This window comes from Parabacteroides sp. KHUB-03 (assembly GCF_056640975.1).
Map to the genome: position 1 here is coordinate 3,287,803 of NZ_CM153257.1, position 19,947 is coordinate 3,307,749.

Below are 19,947 nucleotides of genomic sequence, written 5' to 3' on the forward strand. Positions count from 1 at the left end.
ATTGTTTAAACGTTATGAATATAACAATATACCCGGAATTATAAATGAGGAGATGGATTAAACGGATAGGAGTTATATGTCTGATACCCGTAGCACTGGTTCTGCTACTTTCAATACTATTATACATACCTCCTTTTCAGGATTTTGCAATAAAACAAGCAACGAAATACGCTAGCAATGCCACCGACATGCGGATTGGAATAAAAAAGATACGTCTTTCATTCCCCCTCAACCTTACGGTACATGGTGTAGAGATTATTGCTGTGCCTAACGATACGCTTCTTACACTAAAAAGCCTGATGGTCAGTATCCATCCGTTGCCTTTATTGAAAAAAGAAGTACTTGTAGAAGCTATCGACCTACGAGGCGTAACAGCTAATACAGGAACATTTATTCCGGGAGTAGAAATAAAAGGTGCTCTAGGCAAACTTTACGTACGTGCCGACCGGATAAATCTATCCGATGAAAAAGCCCGCTTAAACGCAATTAAGCTATCTGATACATCTATAACCGTCTTATTAAATGACTCTACATCAGAAAAAGATTCTGCTTCCGCTTCGGCAAACTGGATATTTAATATTGACAAAGTAGAATTGAGTAAAGTGACTTTCGGTCTGCAGGTGATGAGCGACTCGCTGCGTCTGGCAACATATATAGACAATGCAAATCTGACAGACGGCATTGTTGATTTAGGCACTACGCGATATAGTGCCAAACGCTTCGGCTTATCCGGCTCACGCTTGAACTACGATAATGGCTACGATACTCCATCCGAAGGACTGGACCCTTCACACATTGAGCTAGTAAACATGAATCTGGCAGTCGATTCCATACTCTATCAAGATAAAAACATGAACGCTCTTTTCAAAGAGTTGACAATGGAAGAACGTTCAGGAATTGCCATTACGGAATTAGCCGGCAAAATCCAAAGTGACAGCGTGGCTATACATGTGCCCGAGCTAGCATTGAAAACAGCCTATTCTGAAATAAAACTGCAAGCATACATACCGTGGAGTACTCTTAGCAATACGCCCGAAGGAAAGATGAAAGTAGATTTCTCGACCCGCCTTGGAAAAGAGGATTTATTGATTGCCGCAGGACAATTACCGGACGACTTCAAGAAGGCTTTCCCAAACAAACCTTTAACTCTGACAACCAGAGCAGAAGGCAATCTTGCCTCGTTACATCTCCGTGACTTATCCGGAGAACTGCAAGGAGCCTTCAGCATACAGGCAACCGGAGATATGGAATCTGTTACAGACAACATACGGCGTTCCGGGCAAATCAAGTTATTAGCCCAAACCGGTAATCTGGATTTTATTCTCGACCTTTTGCCAAAAGCGCAACGCGAACAATTTAATATACCAAAAGATATCAAATTAAATGGTATTGCCACTCTGGGAAACGGAGAATACCGTACCCGTATGCTACTAACCGAAGGAGCAGGCAAGGTAGACTTAAATGCCAGTTATCATCCAACCCGGCAAACATACGCAGCATATCTGAATGTAGACAGCTTAGAACCTATTCATTTTATGCCCAAAGATTCTTTACTCTGGCTGACAGCTTCTATCCAGGCTGAAGGAAAAGGGACAGACCCGTTTTTGTCGTCTACCTGGAGTAAGTTGAATGGCAAAATCACGGATATAAAACACGGAACATCCTCTATATCAGATGTCACATTAAAAGGAGATTTAGAAAAGAATCTGCTGAAGTTTGACCTGATCAGCAAATATCCGCTAGCCCAAATGGACGTTTCGCTAAATGCTTCACTCCATAAAAATGAGGTGAAAGCTATGCTGATAGCCGACGTAGGAAATCTGGACTTATACGGCCTTCATCTTATACAAAAGCCGCTCGCAACCTCCTTCCAACTTTTTGTAGAAGGAAAAAGCGACCTGGACGAAAATAACAATCTGGATGTTTCATTAGGAAACTGGGAGCTTATTAACCCTGACGGGAAATACAGGCCCAAAATGCTGACCTTAAAAGCACGTAGCGATAAAGACACGACACAAGTTTCGTTCCACGCAGGAGATTTAGGGATTATCTTAACCGGAGATGCCTGTATACATACAATAAAAGATAAACTGATAAAAGTGTCCGACGATCTTTCTATCCAGTTAAAACGAGATTCCTCAATAAACTTGGCATTACTACGCCCATTGCTTCCCGAAATGCACCTCGAAATTAAAGCAGGGCAAGATAATCCGATATATAATTACCTGCAAGCTTATTATATGCAATTCAAATCGCTTGCCATAAATGCCTATACCTCTCCAGAGAGCGGATTCCGGATGGACGCCGGCTTATATGGGTTAATGCGCGACACAACCCTGATAGATACCGTAAAGGCCACTATCCACCAGGATTCGTTAGAACTTATTTATCATGCTGAAGTGATAAAGAATAAATATCGTAAACAAGAACCTTTCTCGGCTGGTATAGAAGGAAAAGTAAGGTACAAATATGCCGATGCACAACTGTTTTATAAAGACGGGAAAGGTAAATTAGGTTTGTTACTAGGGCTCGAAGCACATAAAATACCGCAAGGATTAAGACTCCACATGTTCCCGGAAGACCCGATTATCGCTTTCCGGCCTTTCAAGCTGAATAAAGATAATTTTATAGAAATAAAAAGCGAAAAAGATATCAGTGCTAATCTTCGTTTATCGGGGGATGACAATGCTGCTCTCTGGATTCACTCAAAAGCAGAGAATCAAGGAATGGAAGAAGTTCATGCGGAGTTAAACCATATAAACCTGGACGTAATATCAAGTGGATTCAGCACTTATCTTCCGCCGATGAAAGGTATCTTAAACGCCGATTTTCAATACGCACCTTCGGATAGTGCCTTTATGGTAATTGCCGACGTCAATGTAGATGATTTATACTATGAGAACGACCGGGTAGGAGAAATCATGTTTAATGCCGTTTATATGCCAATGGCAGGTGGAAACCATCAGGTGGATATGCACTTCTTCCGGGACCGGGAAGAAGTTACCTCTGCGACAGCATTCTACCGGGTGGGAAAGCCGGATGCTGTAGAAGGAAACATAGATATTATGCACCTTCCGCTTGAGATGGTTAATCCGTTCATTCCTGATGACATGGCTAAACTTAGCGGTGCTTTAAACGGTAATATGAAGATAACAGGTTCAAGTGAAAAGCCAGTTATCGGAGGTTATCTGCAGTTGGACACAGCTTCCGTATTTGTAGGAACAATAGGAAGTTCTTACCGTTTTGACGAAGAGAAAATTGAAGTAAAAAACAACCTGATTACATTCAATAAATATAATATATATGCCGCCGGAAAAAACCCGTTCATAATTGACGGAACCATCGACTTCCATCAAATAGACCATATGATGGCCGATTTAAAACTACACGCCGACAACATGCAATTACTGGACGTAAAACGCAATGACCAGAGTATGGTGTACGGAAAATTGTTTGTCAATCTGAATTCTACGGTCAAAGGTCCTTTAAATGCTTTAATGATGCGGGGAGACATACAATTATTAGGTAATACAAACGTGACTTATGTATTGCAGGATTCTCCGCTAACTGCACAAGACCGTATGTCGGACATGGTTACATTTGTATCCTTTGCCGATACGATCCGCAGCCGCATGCCAAAGAAACCTCCATTGCCGCTGGGAGGAATGGATATGCTAATGACAGTACGTATCGATCCGGCGGTACGGCTGAATGTAGATCTCACCCCCGATCAATCCAACCATGTATATCTGGAAGGAGGCGGTGACTTATCATTCCAATATACCTCGCAAGGGGATATGGTATTAAATGGCCAGTATACTCTTTCGGGCGGTACGGTAAAATATTCACTTCCCATAATCCCGCTAAAAGAGTTCAATATACAGTCGGGTAGTTACGTCCAATGGACGGGAAATATCATGAATCCGACATTGAACCTTACAGCTACCGAACGCATTCGTACCTCGGTAAACCTTGACGGGCAGTCGCCACGTATTGTGAATTTTGATGTTGGTATCATGCTCACACAGCAATTAGAAAACCTGGGTATGCAATTCGTAATCTCGGCTCCTGAAGACATGGCCGTACAAGAACAACTCACCCGCATGGGACCTGAAGAACAACAGAAACAAGCCGTTAGCATGATAATCACAGGTATGTACATGGCCAGCAACGGAAGCGGGAAAACAAACATGAATATGGGCTCTGCATTGAACAGCTTCCTGCAAAGCGAGATTAATAACATTGCAGGAAGTGCATTGAAGTCTATAGATATAACATTCGGCATGGAGAGTTATGACGAAAACGGAGACGAAGGAGGTGGCAAACGCACGGATTATTCATTCAGTTTTGCCAAACGTTTCTATAACGACCGCATACGCGTTGTACTGGGAGGACGCATTTCCACAGGAGGCGATGTCAACAACGGACAAGCCCAACCGTTCATTGATAACATTTCCGTAGAATACCGGCTCGACACAAGCGGTTCACGGTACATAAAGCTATTCTATGACAAAAACTATGAAAGCCTTCTTGAAGGCGAAATAACAGAAACCGGTGCAGGTATCGTTTTACGAAAAAAGATGATGCACCTACGCGAATTATTCAATTTCAAGAAGAAAAAAGTAAAACCGGTTAGTGAAGAAATAAAAAATGCGAACGAATAACAAGTATAAACCGATAGCGAATAGAATTCTTTTCATTTTAATGATAACTTTTCTATTTACAGCCTGTTCCACGACGAAGAATCTTCCGGAGGGACAAGTGCTATATACCGGTATCAAGAAGATAGAGGTAACAGCAGAAGATAAAACCCGAGCAGGGCAAGATGCGCTGGAAGAAGTGGAAGGAGCCCTTGCCTATCCTCCAAACAATGCATTATTAGGCAGTTCATCCATACGTGTACCGTTACCTTTCGGACTATGGATATACAATGCCTTTGTAAACAAAAAAGGAAAAATAGGGAAATGGGTATTCAAGAAACTGGCTGCAAAGCCTGTATTCATAAGCACTGTTAACCCCGAAGTACGTACCAAGGTTGCACAGAACCTGTTGAATGAATACGGCTATTTCAACGGGGCAACGTCTTATGAATTAGAACCAAACCCCAAGAATCCCCGAAAAGCTAAAATACGATATAACATTGAGATGAACAATCCTTACACGATCGATAGCATTCGGTTTGCACGTATACGACACCGGGCTTACTTGCTAATCCAGGAACATATCGGAAAAAGCCTGCTAAAAAACGGGAACAATTTTAATGTTGTACAATTACAGGCTGAACGTCAACGTATTTCTTCCATGCTACGCAATAATGGTTATTATTATTTCCGGCCGGACTTTATCAGCTATCAGGCAGACACGACAATAAATCCCGGCAAAGTGGCATTGCGCATTGTCCCGAAAGAAAACCTCCCGTCCACAGTGCTTCGTCCCTGGAAGTTAGGCGATATCTCTGTGTGGCTCAATGGATATAACAACGAAGCGCCTACAGATTCGATCATGTACAAAGACCTTAAAATCCATTATCAGGGAAAGCTACGCGTACGCCCATCCGTACTTTATAACCGTTTGTATTTTAAGACCGGCGATCTTTATTCGCAACAAGAACAGGAAAGGACTCATACAGCCCTTTCCCGCCTGGGCATTTTCAGATATGCGGAAATGCAATACTCACCCAAAGATACTACACGTAGACAAGATACCTTAAACCTCCGTATCAATACAGTCTACGATCTTCCTTTAGACGGAGAACTGGAGTTGAATATTACTGCTAAGAGCAATGACCAGATTGGACCGGGCGCTATTTTCAGTGTAACTAAAAAGAATGTATTCGGAGGAGGCGAAACGTTCGGCGTAAAACTGCGCGGATCATATGAATGGCAAACCGGAAACAGAATAGAAGGTTCTTCATCCACCATCAACAGCTATGAACTGGCATTAACAACAACACTGACTTTTCCACGTGTATTATTCCCCACTTTCGGGAAACTCGACACCAAATATCCGTCCAGCACATCTTTCCGGCTATACATCGACCAGATGAACCGGGCACGTTTCTTTAAACTATTGGCTTTCGGAGGAGATGCCTCTTATGAGTTCCAACCTACAACAACAAGCCATCATACCATAACACCCTTCAAGCTTACATTTAATTTACTACAACACAAGACACATGAATTTGACAGCATAACGACAGCCAACCCAGCATTGTATAAAAGCTTACAAGATCAATTCATCCCATCCATGGGGTACACCTACACATATGACGATTCGCCTATTACTACAAAAAGAAACCATCTATGGTGGCAGGCTTCTGTTACCCAGGCCGGACTTATTCTGGACGGAATCTATGCCCTCGCCGGCAAAAAGTTTAACGAAAAAGACAAGAAACTGTTAGGGAATCCTTTTGCCCAATTTATCAAAGGAACGGCAGAGATACGTTACAACTACCTGTTAGGTAAAAAGCAGCATCTCGTAGGCCGCTTAATGATAGGGGCTGCTTATAGTTACGGAAACGCAGTCACAACTCCTTACAACGAGCAGTTTTATATTGGAGGTGCTAACAGTATTCGTGCTTTCACGATCAGAAGCATAGGTCCCGGACGTTTTCGGCCTGATCCGGACAACAAGTATGCATATATCGATCAGACAGGTGATTTAAAATTTGAGGCTAACCTTGAATATCGTTTCCCTATATTGGGTGATTTACATGGTGCCACATTTCTGGACAGCGGCAATATCTGGTTAATCCGAAATGACCCGAACCGCCCGGGAGGCCAGTTAAAATGGGGTAGTTTCTTAAAAGATTTAGCTCTGGGAACAGGTGTAGGATTACGCTACGTATTACCTTTTATCGTTATTCGTCTGGATATGGGGATAGGCTTGCATGTTCCTTATGAAACAGACAGGAAAGGTTATTATAATATCCCGAAATTCAAAGACGGATTAGGATTACACCTGGCAATAGGTTATCCGTTTTAATAAAACAGCATGCCCCTTCTAATCTACAATCTGGATGTAATATAATCAATAATTTGCAGACACAGAGAAGATGTTTGCTCATTGACGTCCAAATCCGGATTCAACTCTACCAAATCCAACGACTTCACCAGATTGGTGGACAACATCTGATCTACAAAACTTTTAAATTCATCGGGCATCAACCCTTCGCTAACGCGGGTGCCTGTTCCGGGAGCAAAGCGAGGATCTATGCTGTCTACATCAATACTAAAATGGATATTACGTATCTTACGTTCTTTCAATTTGCGTTTTATGTCTTCTGCAACGAAGCCGACCCCTTTTAAGCGGATAGTATCCATTGTGTACACACTCAACTGTTCTCGACGAATCAAGTCAGACTCTCCTTCGTCAAGACTCCGCGTACCAACCAAAAACACATTTTGAGGATTGACCTTATTTCCCGGCGAATAAATATTAACCAGTTCCTCGCTTCCCATACCCATCAAAGCACTTAAAGGCATGCCGTGTATATTACCGCTCGGAGAAGTTTCACTTGTATTAATATCGCCATGCGCATCCAACCATATAATACCGAAATCATCAAAACATTTACCCACCCCGGAAGCACTGCCCAGTCCTAAGGAATGGTCTCCACCTATCACCAACGGAAAAGCACTCCCCCGTAAGGTATCATATACCAGCTCCGCCAGGTTATTATTAACCTCCACAATCGCATCCAGATATTTCAGACCCTTTCCGCGCGTAAACTTATCCGCCTCACTTACCGGCGGTACGTAAAGATTGCCCAAATCAAAAGCCCGGTGTCCGTTATTTCGTATTATTTGCATCAGGCCCCGTTCCCTTAAATGATTCGGAGCTCTCTCCACTCCCACTCTATCACAACCCAGATTTAAAGGGACGCCTATTACATTTATCTTCATACATTTAATTCTTAATTATGTAAACAAAGCAAATGTTTCACGTATAATATCCACAGCTTCTGTCATCTGCTCTTTAGTAATAACAAGCGGCGGAGTAAAACGGATAATATGGTCATGTGTAGGTTTAGCAATCAATCCGTTTTCTTTCAATGCCAGGCATATATCCCATGCAACCTTTCCACCATGGGGTTCGGTTACAACAGCATTAAGTAATCCTTTGCCCCGCACATTCTTTATCATAGGATTATTTATTTTCTTAATTTCCGAACGGAAAAGTTCTCCCATCGCGTACGCTTTCTCCGAAAGATGCTCATCTCTTACTACCTCCAAAGCTGCGACACCAACACTGGCGGCCAACGGATTCCCACCGTATGTGGAGCCATGTTCACCCGGGGCAATTGTCAGCATAATTTCGTCATTCGACAAAACAGCAGATACAGGTGTTACGCCTCCGGACAAAGCTTTACCCAAGATCAGAATATCCGGATGAACATTTTCATAATCACAAGCCAGCAGTTTGCCTGTACGCCCAATGCCGGTTTGTATTTCATCTGCAATAAAAAGGACATTGCGGGCATGGCAAAGATCATAGCATGCACGTAAATAACCCTCATCAGGCACCACTACCCCAGCCTCTCCCTGGATAGGTTCAACCAAGAAACCAACAATATCCGGATCATCCAATGCTTCTTTCAATGCTTCTACGTCATTATATTGTATTTTGATAAATCCGGGAGTATAAGGTCCAAAATCCAAATACGAACTCGGATCCGTACTCATCGATACAATTGTGATCGTACGTCCATGGAAGTTTTCACTGCATACAACAATCTTAGCACATTCCGAGGCAACTCCTTTTACACGATACCCCCAATGGCGAGCCAGTTTAAGAGCAGTTTCCACAGCCTCTGCACCGGTATTCATCGGTAATAATTTGTCGTAGCCGAAATAGTTGCAGACAAACTCCATATACTCACCCAGCACATCCGAGTAGAAAGCCCGGGAAACGAGTGTCAGTTTATCGGATTGTTCTTTCAGCGCTCTGATAATTTTAGGATGGCAATGCCCCTGACTCAGGGCGGAATAACCTGACAGGAAGTCAAAATAACGCTTACCTTCGACATCCCAAACAAATACGCCTTCTCCTTTTTGAAGCACCACAGGCAGCGGGTGATAATTATGTGCTCCGTACTTCCCTTCGCGGGTCATGTAATCTTCCGGTTTCATACTGTTATAGATTTAATTGTTTAGCATACTGTCAACAACACTGGCAGCCTTTGCTTCAAAGATAACAAATCCGACAACAATATGTCAGCAAAGAATACATGTTAAGAAACACACCGGTCTTGTAAAACAACAACGGTTGCTATCCCAAAAGATAACAACCGTTGTTGTTTTACAGTATCTATGTACTCTATTATTTATTCTTTATTAGCCCAATGGTTTTTCAATGGGTTTGAATACATTTCCAGCATTTTGGTACGAAGGAATGCTTCGTCTTTATTAGGCAATACAATTTTGTCCAACTGTCCCTGCAAGTAGTTTTCAAAATGTTTCTTGTCCTTCAGGCCATAGTTCTCACTAAACCGCTTGGTTCCTGTAAGCATGTCGTAAGCCACATAGTTACAAGGATAGAAACGGTAATGCTTGTAAATTTCCTTATCAATGACAGAAGCAACGGCGGCAATCAATTCGTTCTTTTCCATTGCAGGATCCAGTTCGGATAAAGAATCATTAATAGGATTTCCAATGGTAAAATGCACACGCCCTTTATTGTTTAATATGCCTGTTTCCATGCTCAGAAGATCATCCCGCTGGCATTTCACAAAATCAGGGTCATCCCGCTTCTGTTGGAATTCTTTTGCTTTCAAATAATCACAGGGGTCATATTCATAAGAAATAGCAACCGGCACAACATTCAATTCCATCAAGTTACTCAGAATATCTTTCTTCCCGCTCATATTAAGCATTTTCAACACACTTCCCTGTGTACGGTCGTCCGAATCCTTAGCCCGGCCTTCACGCTGTGCAATCCAAACAGATTCTTTCGTATCGGTAATGGTGTGGCGGATGTAAGCCGAAAGAGTACCACTCACCTCAAGCATCTGGCGTACCGATACGCCACGCTTCACAATAAAGCTATTGTTCAGACGCACCAATGTCTTGATCCAGGGACGAATTAACAAGTTATCGCCTATGGCAACCTGTGTCATTCCATATCCGACGTCATACAACATCACATTAAGGAAAGAAGCGTCCAGTACAATATCTCTATGATTAGACATAAAAGTGCAAGCAGGTTTACCTTCTGGCAAACGACTACGGCCGGAAATTGAAAGGGAGAACGTTGTATGCTTGGCTACTATCATTACCGCATCACGCGAAAGAGTGGATTTAAACTCCTCTTTCGTTTTGCATGAACGCATGGCAGCAACAAACTGATCCCATGTCAAATCGGACTTTATATACTGATAAGCCCTTTCAAAATCTTTATTTGCAACCAGTTCTTCTATTGCGTCCTTCACCTCATCATTATTCAGCGGACGGATGTCGTCGAAATTAGGGGAAACTGTTTCTGTATCCATATCTTTATAATTGATAATTGGGAATTGACAATTGGGAATTGAACGGACTTCTCACCTATCAATTCTCAATCTTCAATTTTCAATTAATTAAATTCGTTTTCTATAATATCAGTCATAACATCTTTTATATCTAATCCGGCGGCACGTACTTGCTGAGGGATAAAGCTGGTAACCGTCATTCCCGGCGTAGTATTTACTTCCAGCAGTATCGGTTCTTCATCAGCCGGAATAATATAATCTACACGTATCAGTCCTTTGGCGCCCAATATATCATATATCCTGGATGTTTCACGTTGTATTTTCTCCGTTAACCCGAGAGAAATACGAGCCGGTGTAATTTCTTGTACTTGCCCGTTATACTTTGCATTATAATCAAAAAACTCATTTGATGTTACTACTTCAGTGACCGGAAAAACAACCTCTTTTCTCAAATCACCATAACCACCGACTTTATAACATCCGCAAGTGACTTCCGTCCCTGCAATAAAACTTTCCAACAGAACTTCATTTCCCTCTTTAAAAGCTTTCTCTATAGCAGGTTGCAATGCTGATGCCTCTTTTACCTTTGTGACACCAAAACTACTGCCGCCATCATTAGGCTTTACAAAAACAGGAAGTCCCAATTCGGCTATCGCTTCTTCATCCGAAACAGATTGTCCCTTAAACAAGCGAATAGAACCGGCAATCTTCACGCCAAAGTTATGCAAATAATTCTTACAAGCATACTTATTAAATGTTATTGCACTAACTAACATTCCACATGAAGAATAAGGCATTCCTATCATATCGAAATACCCTTGCAAACGTCCATCTTCCCCCGGTGTTCCATGAATCGTTATATAAGCAAAATCAAAATGTTTTACAATCCCTTTTTCATGAAAACTAAAATCATTCTTGTCTATCGGCACATGTTCTCCATCAGGAAGTTGTACTGTCCATTCCCCTTTTTTAACGATGGCAATATATAAATTATATTTGTCTTTGTCAATAAAAGAGTAAATTCCTTCCGCACTTTTTAATGAAACAACAATTTCGGAAGAATCTCCTCCGGCAATAATAGCAATGTTCCTTTTCATTTCTATAATTCTTTAGTATTTGCATATAAACGCCATCTTTCTATCAATTGCTCCATATCGGAAGGTATTTCAGAATCAAAAAACATTTCCTCTCCGGTTGTAGGATGAATAAAACCCAGCGTCTTGGCATGTAATGCTTGCCGCGGGCAGATAGCGAAACAATTTTGCACAAACTGTTTATATTTAGTAAAAGTTGTTCCTTTCAATATTTCATGACCACCATAACGTTCATCATTAAACAAGGTATGTCCAATATATTTCATATGTACACGTATTTGATGCGTACGTCCGGTTTCAAGCCGGCACTCAACTAACGTGACATATCCCAAACGCTCCAATACTGTGTAATGAGTAACTGCATGTTTTCCCTGTTCTCCCTCGGGGAAAACAGCCATTTGCATACGGTCGCGTAAATCACGACCGATATTTCCTTCGATACGCCCTTCGTCATCCTGTACAATACCCCACACCAAAGCATTGTACTTACGTTTAGTCGTTTTATTAAAAAACTGCATACTCAGATTCGCTTTCGCTTCAGGCTTTTTGGCAACTACCAATAGTCCTGATGTATCTTTATCTATACGGTGTACTAATCCTAAGCGAGGATCGGAAGGATCATAATAAGGATCATCTTTCAGATAATAGGCCAGTGCATTCACTAATGTACCTGTATAGTTACCATGCCCGGGATGCACAACCAAACCTGCCGGTTTATTTACAACCAGCAAATCATCATCTTCATAAACTATATTTAATGGAATATTTTCAGGTATAATTTCCAGTTCACGGCGAGGACGCGCCATTACAAGAGAAACTACATCCAGGGGTTTCACCCGGTAGTTGCTCTTTACCGGTTTTCCGTTTACCAGAATACAGCCGGCTTCAGCAGCCAATTGTATGCGATTGCGAGTAGCGCTAAACATGCGATCAACCAAAAATTTGTCTACACGCAATAAAGATTGCCCTTTATCTGCTACAAAACGGAAATGTTCATACAGACCGGGGACTATTTCAGCCGGAGTTTCTTCACTGTCTTCAGGCAGCAACAGATCGTCCACCTGTTCGTCATCCATATCCTCCAAAAACTCGTCCATATCTTTATTTAAAACCAGTTTTCTTCTTCACTATTCAAATCTTCCACAGGGATTTCATCCAAACCTAACGAATCGGCTGGAATAACTTCCGCATCTCCGCTGCTAACTTCCAATAATAATTTTGCAGCCAGCGGAATTTGTTCTCCTTTATGCAGACTACGGTCATTCATCGATACGCCCAACGCCAGATCTTTAAAGTCTCCTGGGACATATTTTATTTCTATATTATTGAATCCACGCGCTTTAAGTAAAGCATAAGCCTGACGGAAAGATAAATCTTCTATTTCGGGAACCATTCCCATTTGTGAAGACAAGGCATTGATTGTTACAAATACAATACGGCCTTCCTTTACTTTCGAACCAACAGAAGGGACTAATTCGACAATCGTTCCTGGAGCTACGTCTTTGGAAAACACCGAATCTATTACGCTATACCGCAAACCATTATTTTCAAGAAAAGAAACAGCCTCTTCCATTTTCAACCCTTTTACATCCGGCACTACCACAGCTTCATTATGACGGGTATAGCCATCCAACCATACTAATACACCATAAATCACTACGCAAGTAATTACTACCATCAGCAGTAAATTTACGATAATCGGATTCTTTATTAGCTTAACCAAAAAGTTATTCATTTCAGTTTCGTATTTATAGGCGGGTCAAAAGTATGAAAAAAACCTCATATAGACATAATTCCGTCGTATACATTACTACAAAAACAAAGAAAGTAAAGGCTTTTTAGCAAAACCTCTACTTTCCTTATAAATCTTACGAACCGGATTTCTTATCCGTTGTATTCGTCTGAAACTGTTAATTTAGCTCTTCCTTTTGAACGACGGGAAGCTAATACTCTGCGGCCATTAGCAGTAGCCATTCTTGAACGGAAGCCATGCTTGTTCTTTCTTTTTCTGTTGGAAGGTTGGAATGTTCTTTTCATTTCTCTATATTATTATTTATTATTTCATACCAATTCGGGCTGCAAAGATATAGGCTTTTTTTTAATAAACAAACAGTTGACATCTTTTTCTTTCTTCCGCGCTTCATCTTCCAATCCTATGTCCGCTTAAAGCATAAAATAAAATATACAAATAACACGGAACAAAAATAATATATGCTTCCTGATAATCGCAAGGAGTAACCGGCCCTACTCTTTTCACTATATCCAAAATAAAACCAAACAAAACAGGAATAACAGCTCCTCCCACCATTACCACAACCAACAAAGAAGATGCAGGTTTCGTAAACTTCCCTAAATTATTGATCGTCAGCGCCCACAGACATCCCCACATGATAGAATGTGCAAAACCAAGACCTGCTACACAATAAATAGCCCGTGCCGCCGGTAAAAAAACGACTAAAAGCGACATAACCAAAGCCAACAAAGCAAATAATGCCAAAGCTCTATTCTGTCGCATCACCTGCAAAACAAATATACTAACAACATATCCTGTAATCATACCTATCGGACCTATTGCCGAGTAACGTGCTGGATCGTCTACTCCTATCACATTTGCAAAATCAATAACTGATGCCATCGGAAGTGTTTCTACTCCAACATATAAAAACAGAGCGACTGCACCCAGCAACAGATGCGGGAACTCCCAGATACTTGTTTTTGCATTTGCCTTAGCTATTGCCTCCTTATGATTTACATCCTCTATCTGTTCATCAGTTTCTCCTTCTGCTTTTACTTCCGGCAACGGAAGAAAATATATACATACAGCCAACAAGGCAATAACACCTCCTGCTATTCCAAAGGGGATATTAGCATTAGCAATTATAGGGTTCTTTATGTCAATAAATAAACTCAAGAAAATAGGACCTAAAAACCAGGCAGATTGATTCATAATGCCCATCATACACATCCGTTGAGCCGCTTTTTCCAAAGGGCCACATATTGTTACATAAGGATTTATTCCTGTCTGTAAAAGAGTATTTCCTATCCCTCCTATAAAAGACGCTACCAAAAACATGTAAAACCCAGCTATAGAAGTACTCATCCGGGCGGATAAAATAAACAAAAACATCCCCGCGCTCATTATGCAAAGTGCAACTAACAATGATTTTTTATATCCAATCCTTTTAATCACCCATCCGGCAGGAATGCCAAACATAAGAAATGCTGAAAAGGTTGAAGCCAATACCAAATATGACATTCCTTTACTCAACGAAAATGTACCCTCCAAAATAGGTACCATGATGCCATTGATACCAACTCCAAAGCCTATGACAAAAAACACAAAAGCTATAATAATTAATGGAAACAGATATTGTTGTGTTTGTTTCATATTAAATAGAATTAGGATTATTACTATGATACTCTACCAGCCCTTCCATGGGCTCTCTAATAATACGGCCCAATTTCATATTATATTCTTTTACTATTTCACATAAGATATCCTGGAATACCCATCCGATAGATCCTATACAATTAAAGGTAAGAGATTCATATCCGGGATATTTACAAACTATATTTTTAAAAAAATCACGGAACGCTTCCGCTACCAATTTTACGGCATATTCATTTTCTTTACATTGCATCGTTAGGAAACGTGTAAAATTTGCACAGTACCGGTTAGGCATCTTATCCATATATATACGATGCACCAGCTCTTCTCCCGATAACTGATATTGATTTTGAAAGAACCGTCTTATTTCTACAGGCATATCTTCTCTTATATAATCACGTATTATACATTTGCCTATATAGCCTCCACTACCTTCGTCACCCAAAAGAAACCCCAGCGAATCGATATTGTGAGTTACGTTTACTCCATCATACAGGCAAGAATTGGTCCCGGTTCCCAAGATTGCAGCAAAACCGGGTTTGTTTCCTAAAAGAGCTCTGGCAGATCCCAACAGATCCATTGCTACAAACAACCGAGCTTTTGGGAAAACAGGCTGCAGACCTCGGCGTATAATTAAAAACTCTTCCTCATAACAACCTGCACCATAAAAATGCACTTCTCTCACTTCATCCCATGAAAAACAGGGAGGTAGCGCCCCTCGCAATGAGCGGGTGATATAATCCTCGCCAACATAACAAGGATTATATCCTTCAGTGGAAAATTCAACGATTTTTTTCCCGGAATCTACCAAACACCAGCTTGTTTTCGTTGATCCGCTATCCGCAATTAATATCATATCAATAATTATTTTCTTTTATTTTGTTTATGATAAACGGAAATGTTTCCTTCGAGAAACAGGTAGGCTGCGCATACCAGAAAAAAGATTCGTATCCTTCATAGTCTTTTGCCCGGATATGCGGTGGTGTAGCCAAATAGCTGGAAACATCATTTGAATATGCCACCACAGATACCTTCTGTTCCGGCCAGATAGCACGTATAGCTAATCCATATTCTGTAGTAACTTCTCTGGATAATGCCACTAATTTCCAATCACCCACATTCAGTGTTTGGTAGTAAACCGGCATTTCCGGCAACTTTCCGTTTTCTTCCAGAGAAGCCAACTGTATATTTGCCCAATTCACATCCCGTTCTGCTGCTATATCATTCTCAATTTTCAGACTTCGCTCTCTAAACTGTAAAATCTGTTCCTTTGTCCAAGGAGCAACAACCGGCGGTATAATCGTATCAAAACTATAAGATACAGCTCCTTTTATTGGTTTTAAATCAGCCTTCATTATAGTTGCAACAGCACCTGCCAGTTTTCGAGCCGTTGTCCGAAACGGATCAACCGGATTGACGTCTCCTGCAAAAGCTTGTAGAAAAATACTATTCCGTATATCCCCATCCTGTTCCAGTAATTCCTTTGTATAACCCGGATAATTTGCATTCAGGGTATACCTACCCACCTCCGGATCAGGAAAAACAGGATGGCAACCGGCCATAAATAAAACTGTCTTTTTCTTATCTTTATCGGCTACAGAAACAATAACATCTACCACATTATCATAAATAACATCTTCTCCGGTCAAGCTTCTGTTTCTTCCGATACTACATGTGTCTCTGCCAAAATAAAGTGAAGAAGGTTCCATATTATCAAGCGACTCTTCGATAGCTTGTACAATTCCTTTATACACTACATTCAGTAAATAAAGACTATCAGGGTATTGATTCGGCTTTTGCCATGTAGCCCAACTTTGAGTAACAGGAGCGTAATGGGTATGTGAAGCATTGATCAATATGGCATTCTCATCGACTCCTCTTTTTCTTCTTATTTCAGCTTTAATGTCATCTGTCAATGATTTATTAAGGCCACAAACATCGACACCTACAATCACAACGGTTTTACCATCTTTTCTTATGCTCATGGCTTTCGCCTTTATATCACCTACGGAAGAATGTTTATTGCTATACAAAAAACCATCATCAGATACGACATATAAATGACCATCCAGACAATTAAGGTGTGCCACATCAATAGTAAATGTTTCATTATTTTTGTAGCCTATCCGTTGCCAACGTTCATCCGCCTTATCCAGCGATCGTTGGTATAAAATAGTATCTTTTGTCAAAACATACAGTCGCTTATTATCAGATGCTATTTCTGCAATTTCCGGAGCAAAACCTATATCATTCCATTCAATAACAGTTCCATTCAGAACACCTTTGTATAAATGATCCTGCAAGTCTACTGCATACAGATTACCATTAGAAGAAGTTATACCTTTCACCTGTGGTACAAACCGTACGTCTTCCCATACAGCAATACCACTCTCCAATAATGTTCGTACCAAACGATTGTTCATTGTTACGCCATACAAGTATCCGTCACAAAACGCAATTTGTTTTATTGAGGGGGCTTTGCCAATTTCCCGAGCAGGCAGCAATTGCTTTTTGTCTCCATAATACAACCTCTTTTCTCTGTCAAGAATCACAACCGAATCTTTACAAGCTGTAACCGACAAAAGTTTATTCTCCCCTAAACAATCCCAAGTAAGAGAAAAGCGACCTTCCCAAGGACTTGCATAGCCCCCCAACGTCACAGAAACAGTTTCATCTGTCGGCTCCAAACTTACAGAAGATGTACCAACTTCATATCCGGAACTACAAGCTCCCGCAAATAGCACCACCATTAACAGGATGCCTATATGATTAATAATCGACCTCATGCCCCCTCCTTTTTATTTATTCAATTGCTTTGCATATTTCTGTATTTTACGGATAGCTTCTACGATCTGGTCCATATCCTCCCTAGAACCCAAAAGCATGTATTGAAGAAGCCATACACCTTGTTCAGCCAATTTGTCATTTTGTGGACATTCATTGCGCTCCAGCCATTCTTTCATAGCTTTTTCACCGTATATCTTCAAATAATGTTTATTTGCAGCCAACTTCTGTACATATTCACTCTTGTTCATCGAACCATAGCCAGCGGAACAAGGAACTCCTTCTTCAGAAAGTGCTTCCAGAAATTTCTCACGGCTCATACCTGCAAAATGAGACGGATCATATCGGAACATATACAAATGATAAGCTCCCATAGTTACACCGTCATACAACTTTGCAGGAGTAATTCCCGGTATTTCACTTAACGCTTTATTCAAATAGGACGCATTCTTATCCCGTATCCTCGCTTGTTCTTCCAAACGACTCATTTGGGCAAGCAATAAGCCCGATTGGAATTCCGTCAATCGCATATTAACACCACGGGTACCTTCACCACCAACAGCAAAAGAAGTACGGGCTCCTCCTTGGCCTTGATTATGAAAAGCATAGCAACGTTGTATAAATTCTTCATTATTAGATGTAATGGCTCCTCCCTCCGCACAATTCAGATTCTTTGAAGATTGAAAACTAAAGGCTCCTCCTAAACCATAAGAACCAACTTTTTTACCTCTCCATTCTGCCAAATGAGCCTGGCAAGCATCTTCAATTATCGTAATATTATGCTTTTTGCCAATATTCAATATAGTATCCAAGTCTGCAGGAAGGCCACCAATATGTACAGGCATAATCACTTTAGTCTGAGAAGTAATAGCAGGTTCTATTTTGCGTGCGTCAATCTGGAATGTTTCAATATCAGAATCAACAAATACAGGCAATGCATAGTTAAGAGTTACAACATTATAAGTCGCAACAAAAGTATAAACCGGAATAATCACTTCATCGCCCGGACCCAGATTTAGTGCCCCAAGCATTGAATATAAAGCAGCCGTACCGCTAGATACACCTAACGAATGTTTTACACCCAGCATTCTCGCATACTCTGTTTCAAAAGTGGCAGTTGTATTCCCATCAAGACGTCCCCATTTTCCGGTTTTCAGTGTATTTACCAATGCTAATTCTTCAGATCGGCCATAAATCGGCCAACTTTGAAATCCTTTCGGATGCGCTTTAGCTCCTCCCAGCCTGGCAGGTTTAACATCCGATTTCAAAGAACCGGCAATTGAAAATGACGGAGCAAACAATAAACTTCCTCCTAAGAGGCTTGTAGTCTCTAAAAATCTTCTTCTGTTCATTTTATTTTCCATGGCATGTATATTTAAATGTTTTATTTAATAGTTTTCAGGTAATCAAGCGCTTTGCGTACATTCTGATATTTAAGGATCAATTGTTTGGCTTCTTCATAATCAGTTAATCCCGCTTCTTCCATCAGCATCCGGACAGAGCGGTCCACAACTTTATTATTAATAAGCCGGACATTTACCATTTTATTATCCTCCACTTTCCCTAACCGGATTAAGACTGATGTACTTATCATATCAAATATCATTTTTTGAGCCGTCCCACACTTCATACGTGTACTACCAGTCACAAACTCCGGTCCTAAAATCAATTCAATCGGATAATCACAATTAGCAGCAATTGGCGAATCAAGGTTGTTTACCAAACATCCGCAAGGAATACCCAGTTCCCTGCATCTTTTCATTCCTGCCAGAACGTATGGTGTTGTTCCACTGGCAGAGATACCCAACACAAAATCACTCCCGGAGACTTCAAATAAATCCAACTGCCGCACAGCGTCTTCTTCGCTATCCTCCATTGCTTCCAGCACTTCCAGCAAGCGTTCTTCACCTCCGGCCAGCAAACAGTTAAATATTCCATGTTCAATTCCATAAGTATTAGGCAATTCTACTTTATCCAAAACAGACAACCGGCCTCCGCTTCCGGCTCCCAGATAGAACATCCTTCCTCCCTCTCTTAATTTAAGCTCAATCATCTCCACAACTTTTGCAATCTGAGGCAATACCCTTTGAATAGCAACCGCCACTTTCTGATCTTCTTTATTTATATTACTAACCAACTCCATCACCGACATTTTTTCCAGATGATTATATAAAGACGGCAACTCTGTAATCTTTTCCATTTTATTTCAGTAT

Annotated in this window: 14 protein-coding genes; 2 read left to right on the forward strand and 12 right to left on the reverse strand. The window is 40.9% G+C overall.

The features are described from left to right. Positions 1-44: 44 nt before the first annotated feature. On the forward strand, positions 45-4,664 hold the full coding sequence (locus tag ACYIB7_RS14140; RefSeq protein WP_480337515.1) for a translocation/assembly module TamB domain-containing protein: 4,620 nt from the start codon (positions 45-47) through the stop codon (positions 4,662-4,664). A 40-nt stretch (positions 4,665-4,704) separates the two neighbouring features. Then, entirely contained in the window at positions 4,705-6,984 is a 2,280-nt protein-coding gene (gene tamL / locus ACYIB7_RS14145) for a translocation and assembly module lipoprotein TamL (protein ID WP_480337517.1), read from the forward strand. Positions 6,985-7,007: 23 nt separating this feature from the next. Here tamL and rocF read toward each other — a convergent pair whose 3' ends face one another. The 12 genes from rocF to ACYIB7_RS14205 form a co-directional block, all read right to left on the reverse strand. Beyond that, the gene (gene rocF, locus ACYIB7_RS14150) at positions 7,008-7,904 is read right to left on the reverse strand and encodes an arginase (RefSeq protein WP_480337519.1); all 897 of its coding nucleotides are present in this window, start codon (positions 7,902-7,904) and stop codon (positions 7,008-7,010) included. A gap of 15 nt (positions 7,905-7,919) precedes the next feature. Beyond that, positions 7,920-9,131 (reverse strand): ornithine--oxo-acid transaminase, encoded by a 1,212-nt coding sequence (gene rocD / locus ACYIB7_RS14155; protein WP_480337521.1) that lies wholly within the window; start codon positions 9,129-9,131, stop codon positions 7,920-7,922. Between the two features lie 194 nt (positions 9,132-9,325). Then, positions 9,326-10,489, reverse strand: a complete 1,164-nt coding sequence (locus ACYIB7_RS14160) for a 1-acyl-sn-glycerol-3-phosphate acyltransferase (RefSeq protein WP_103983915.1) — start codon at positions 10,487-10,489, stop codon at positions 9,326-9,328. Positions 10,490-10,572: 83 nt separating this feature from the next. Beyond that, positions 10,573-11,565, reverse strand: coding sequence for a D-alanine--D-alanine ligase (locus ACYIB7_RS14165; RefSeq protein WP_103983916.1), 993 nt, complete (start codon positions 11,563-11,565; stop codon positions 10,573-10,575). A 2-nt stretch (positions 11,566-11,567) separates the two neighbouring features. Continuing rightward, a complete protein-coding gene (locus tag ACYIB7_RS14170; protein WP_103983917.1) occupies positions 11,568-12,659 on the reverse strand; it encodes an RluA family pseudouridine synthase in 1,092 nt (363 codons plus the stop codon). Between the two features lie 8 nt (positions 12,660-12,667). Then, positions 12,668-13,297, reverse strand: a complete 630-nt coding sequence (locus ACYIB7_RS14175) for a PASTA domain-containing protein (protein ID WP_099464552.1) — start codon at positions 13,295-13,297, stop codon at positions 12,668-12,670. A gap of 149 nt (positions 13,298-13,446) precedes the next feature. Further along, a complete protein-coding gene (gene rpmH, locus ACYIB7_RS14180; protein ID WP_099464553.1) occupies positions 13,447-13,599 on the reverse strand; it encodes a 50S ribosomal protein L34 in 153 nt (50 codons plus the stop codon). Between the two features lie 103 nt (positions 13,600-13,702). Further along, a complete protein-coding gene (locus tag ACYIB7_RS14185; protein ID WP_480337524.1) occupies positions 13,703-14,950 on the reverse strand; it encodes an MFS transporter in 1,248 nt (415 codons plus the stop codon). 1 nt (position 14,951) lies between these two features. Next, a complete protein-coding gene (locus ACYIB7_RS14190; protein ID WP_099464555.1) occupies positions 14,952-15,806 on the reverse strand; it encodes an N-acetylglucosamine kinase in 855 nt (284 codons plus the stop codon). Between the two features lies 1 nt (position 15,807). Next, entirely contained in the window at positions 15,808-17,736 is a 1,929-nt protein-coding gene (locus ACYIB7_RS14195; RefSeq protein WP_480337527.1) for a hypothetical protein, read from the reverse strand. A 12-nt stretch (positions 17,737-17,748) separates the two neighbouring features. Beyond that, the gene (locus tag ACYIB7_RS14200; RefSeq protein ID WP_103983920.1) at positions 17,749-19,098 is read right to left on the reverse strand and encodes a DegT/DnrJ/EryC1/StrS family aminotransferase; all 1,350 of its coding nucleotides are present in this window, start codon (positions 19,096-19,098) and stop codon (positions 17,749-17,751) included. 20 nt (positions 19,099-19,118) lie between these two features. Beyond that, positions 19,119-19,934 (reverse strand): N-acetylmuramic acid 6-phosphate etherase, encoded by an 816-nt coding sequence (locus ACYIB7_RS14205; RefSeq protein WP_099464558.1) that lies wholly within the window; start codon positions 19,932-19,934, stop codon positions 19,119-19,121. Positions 19,935-19,947 lie beyond the last annotated feature (13 nt).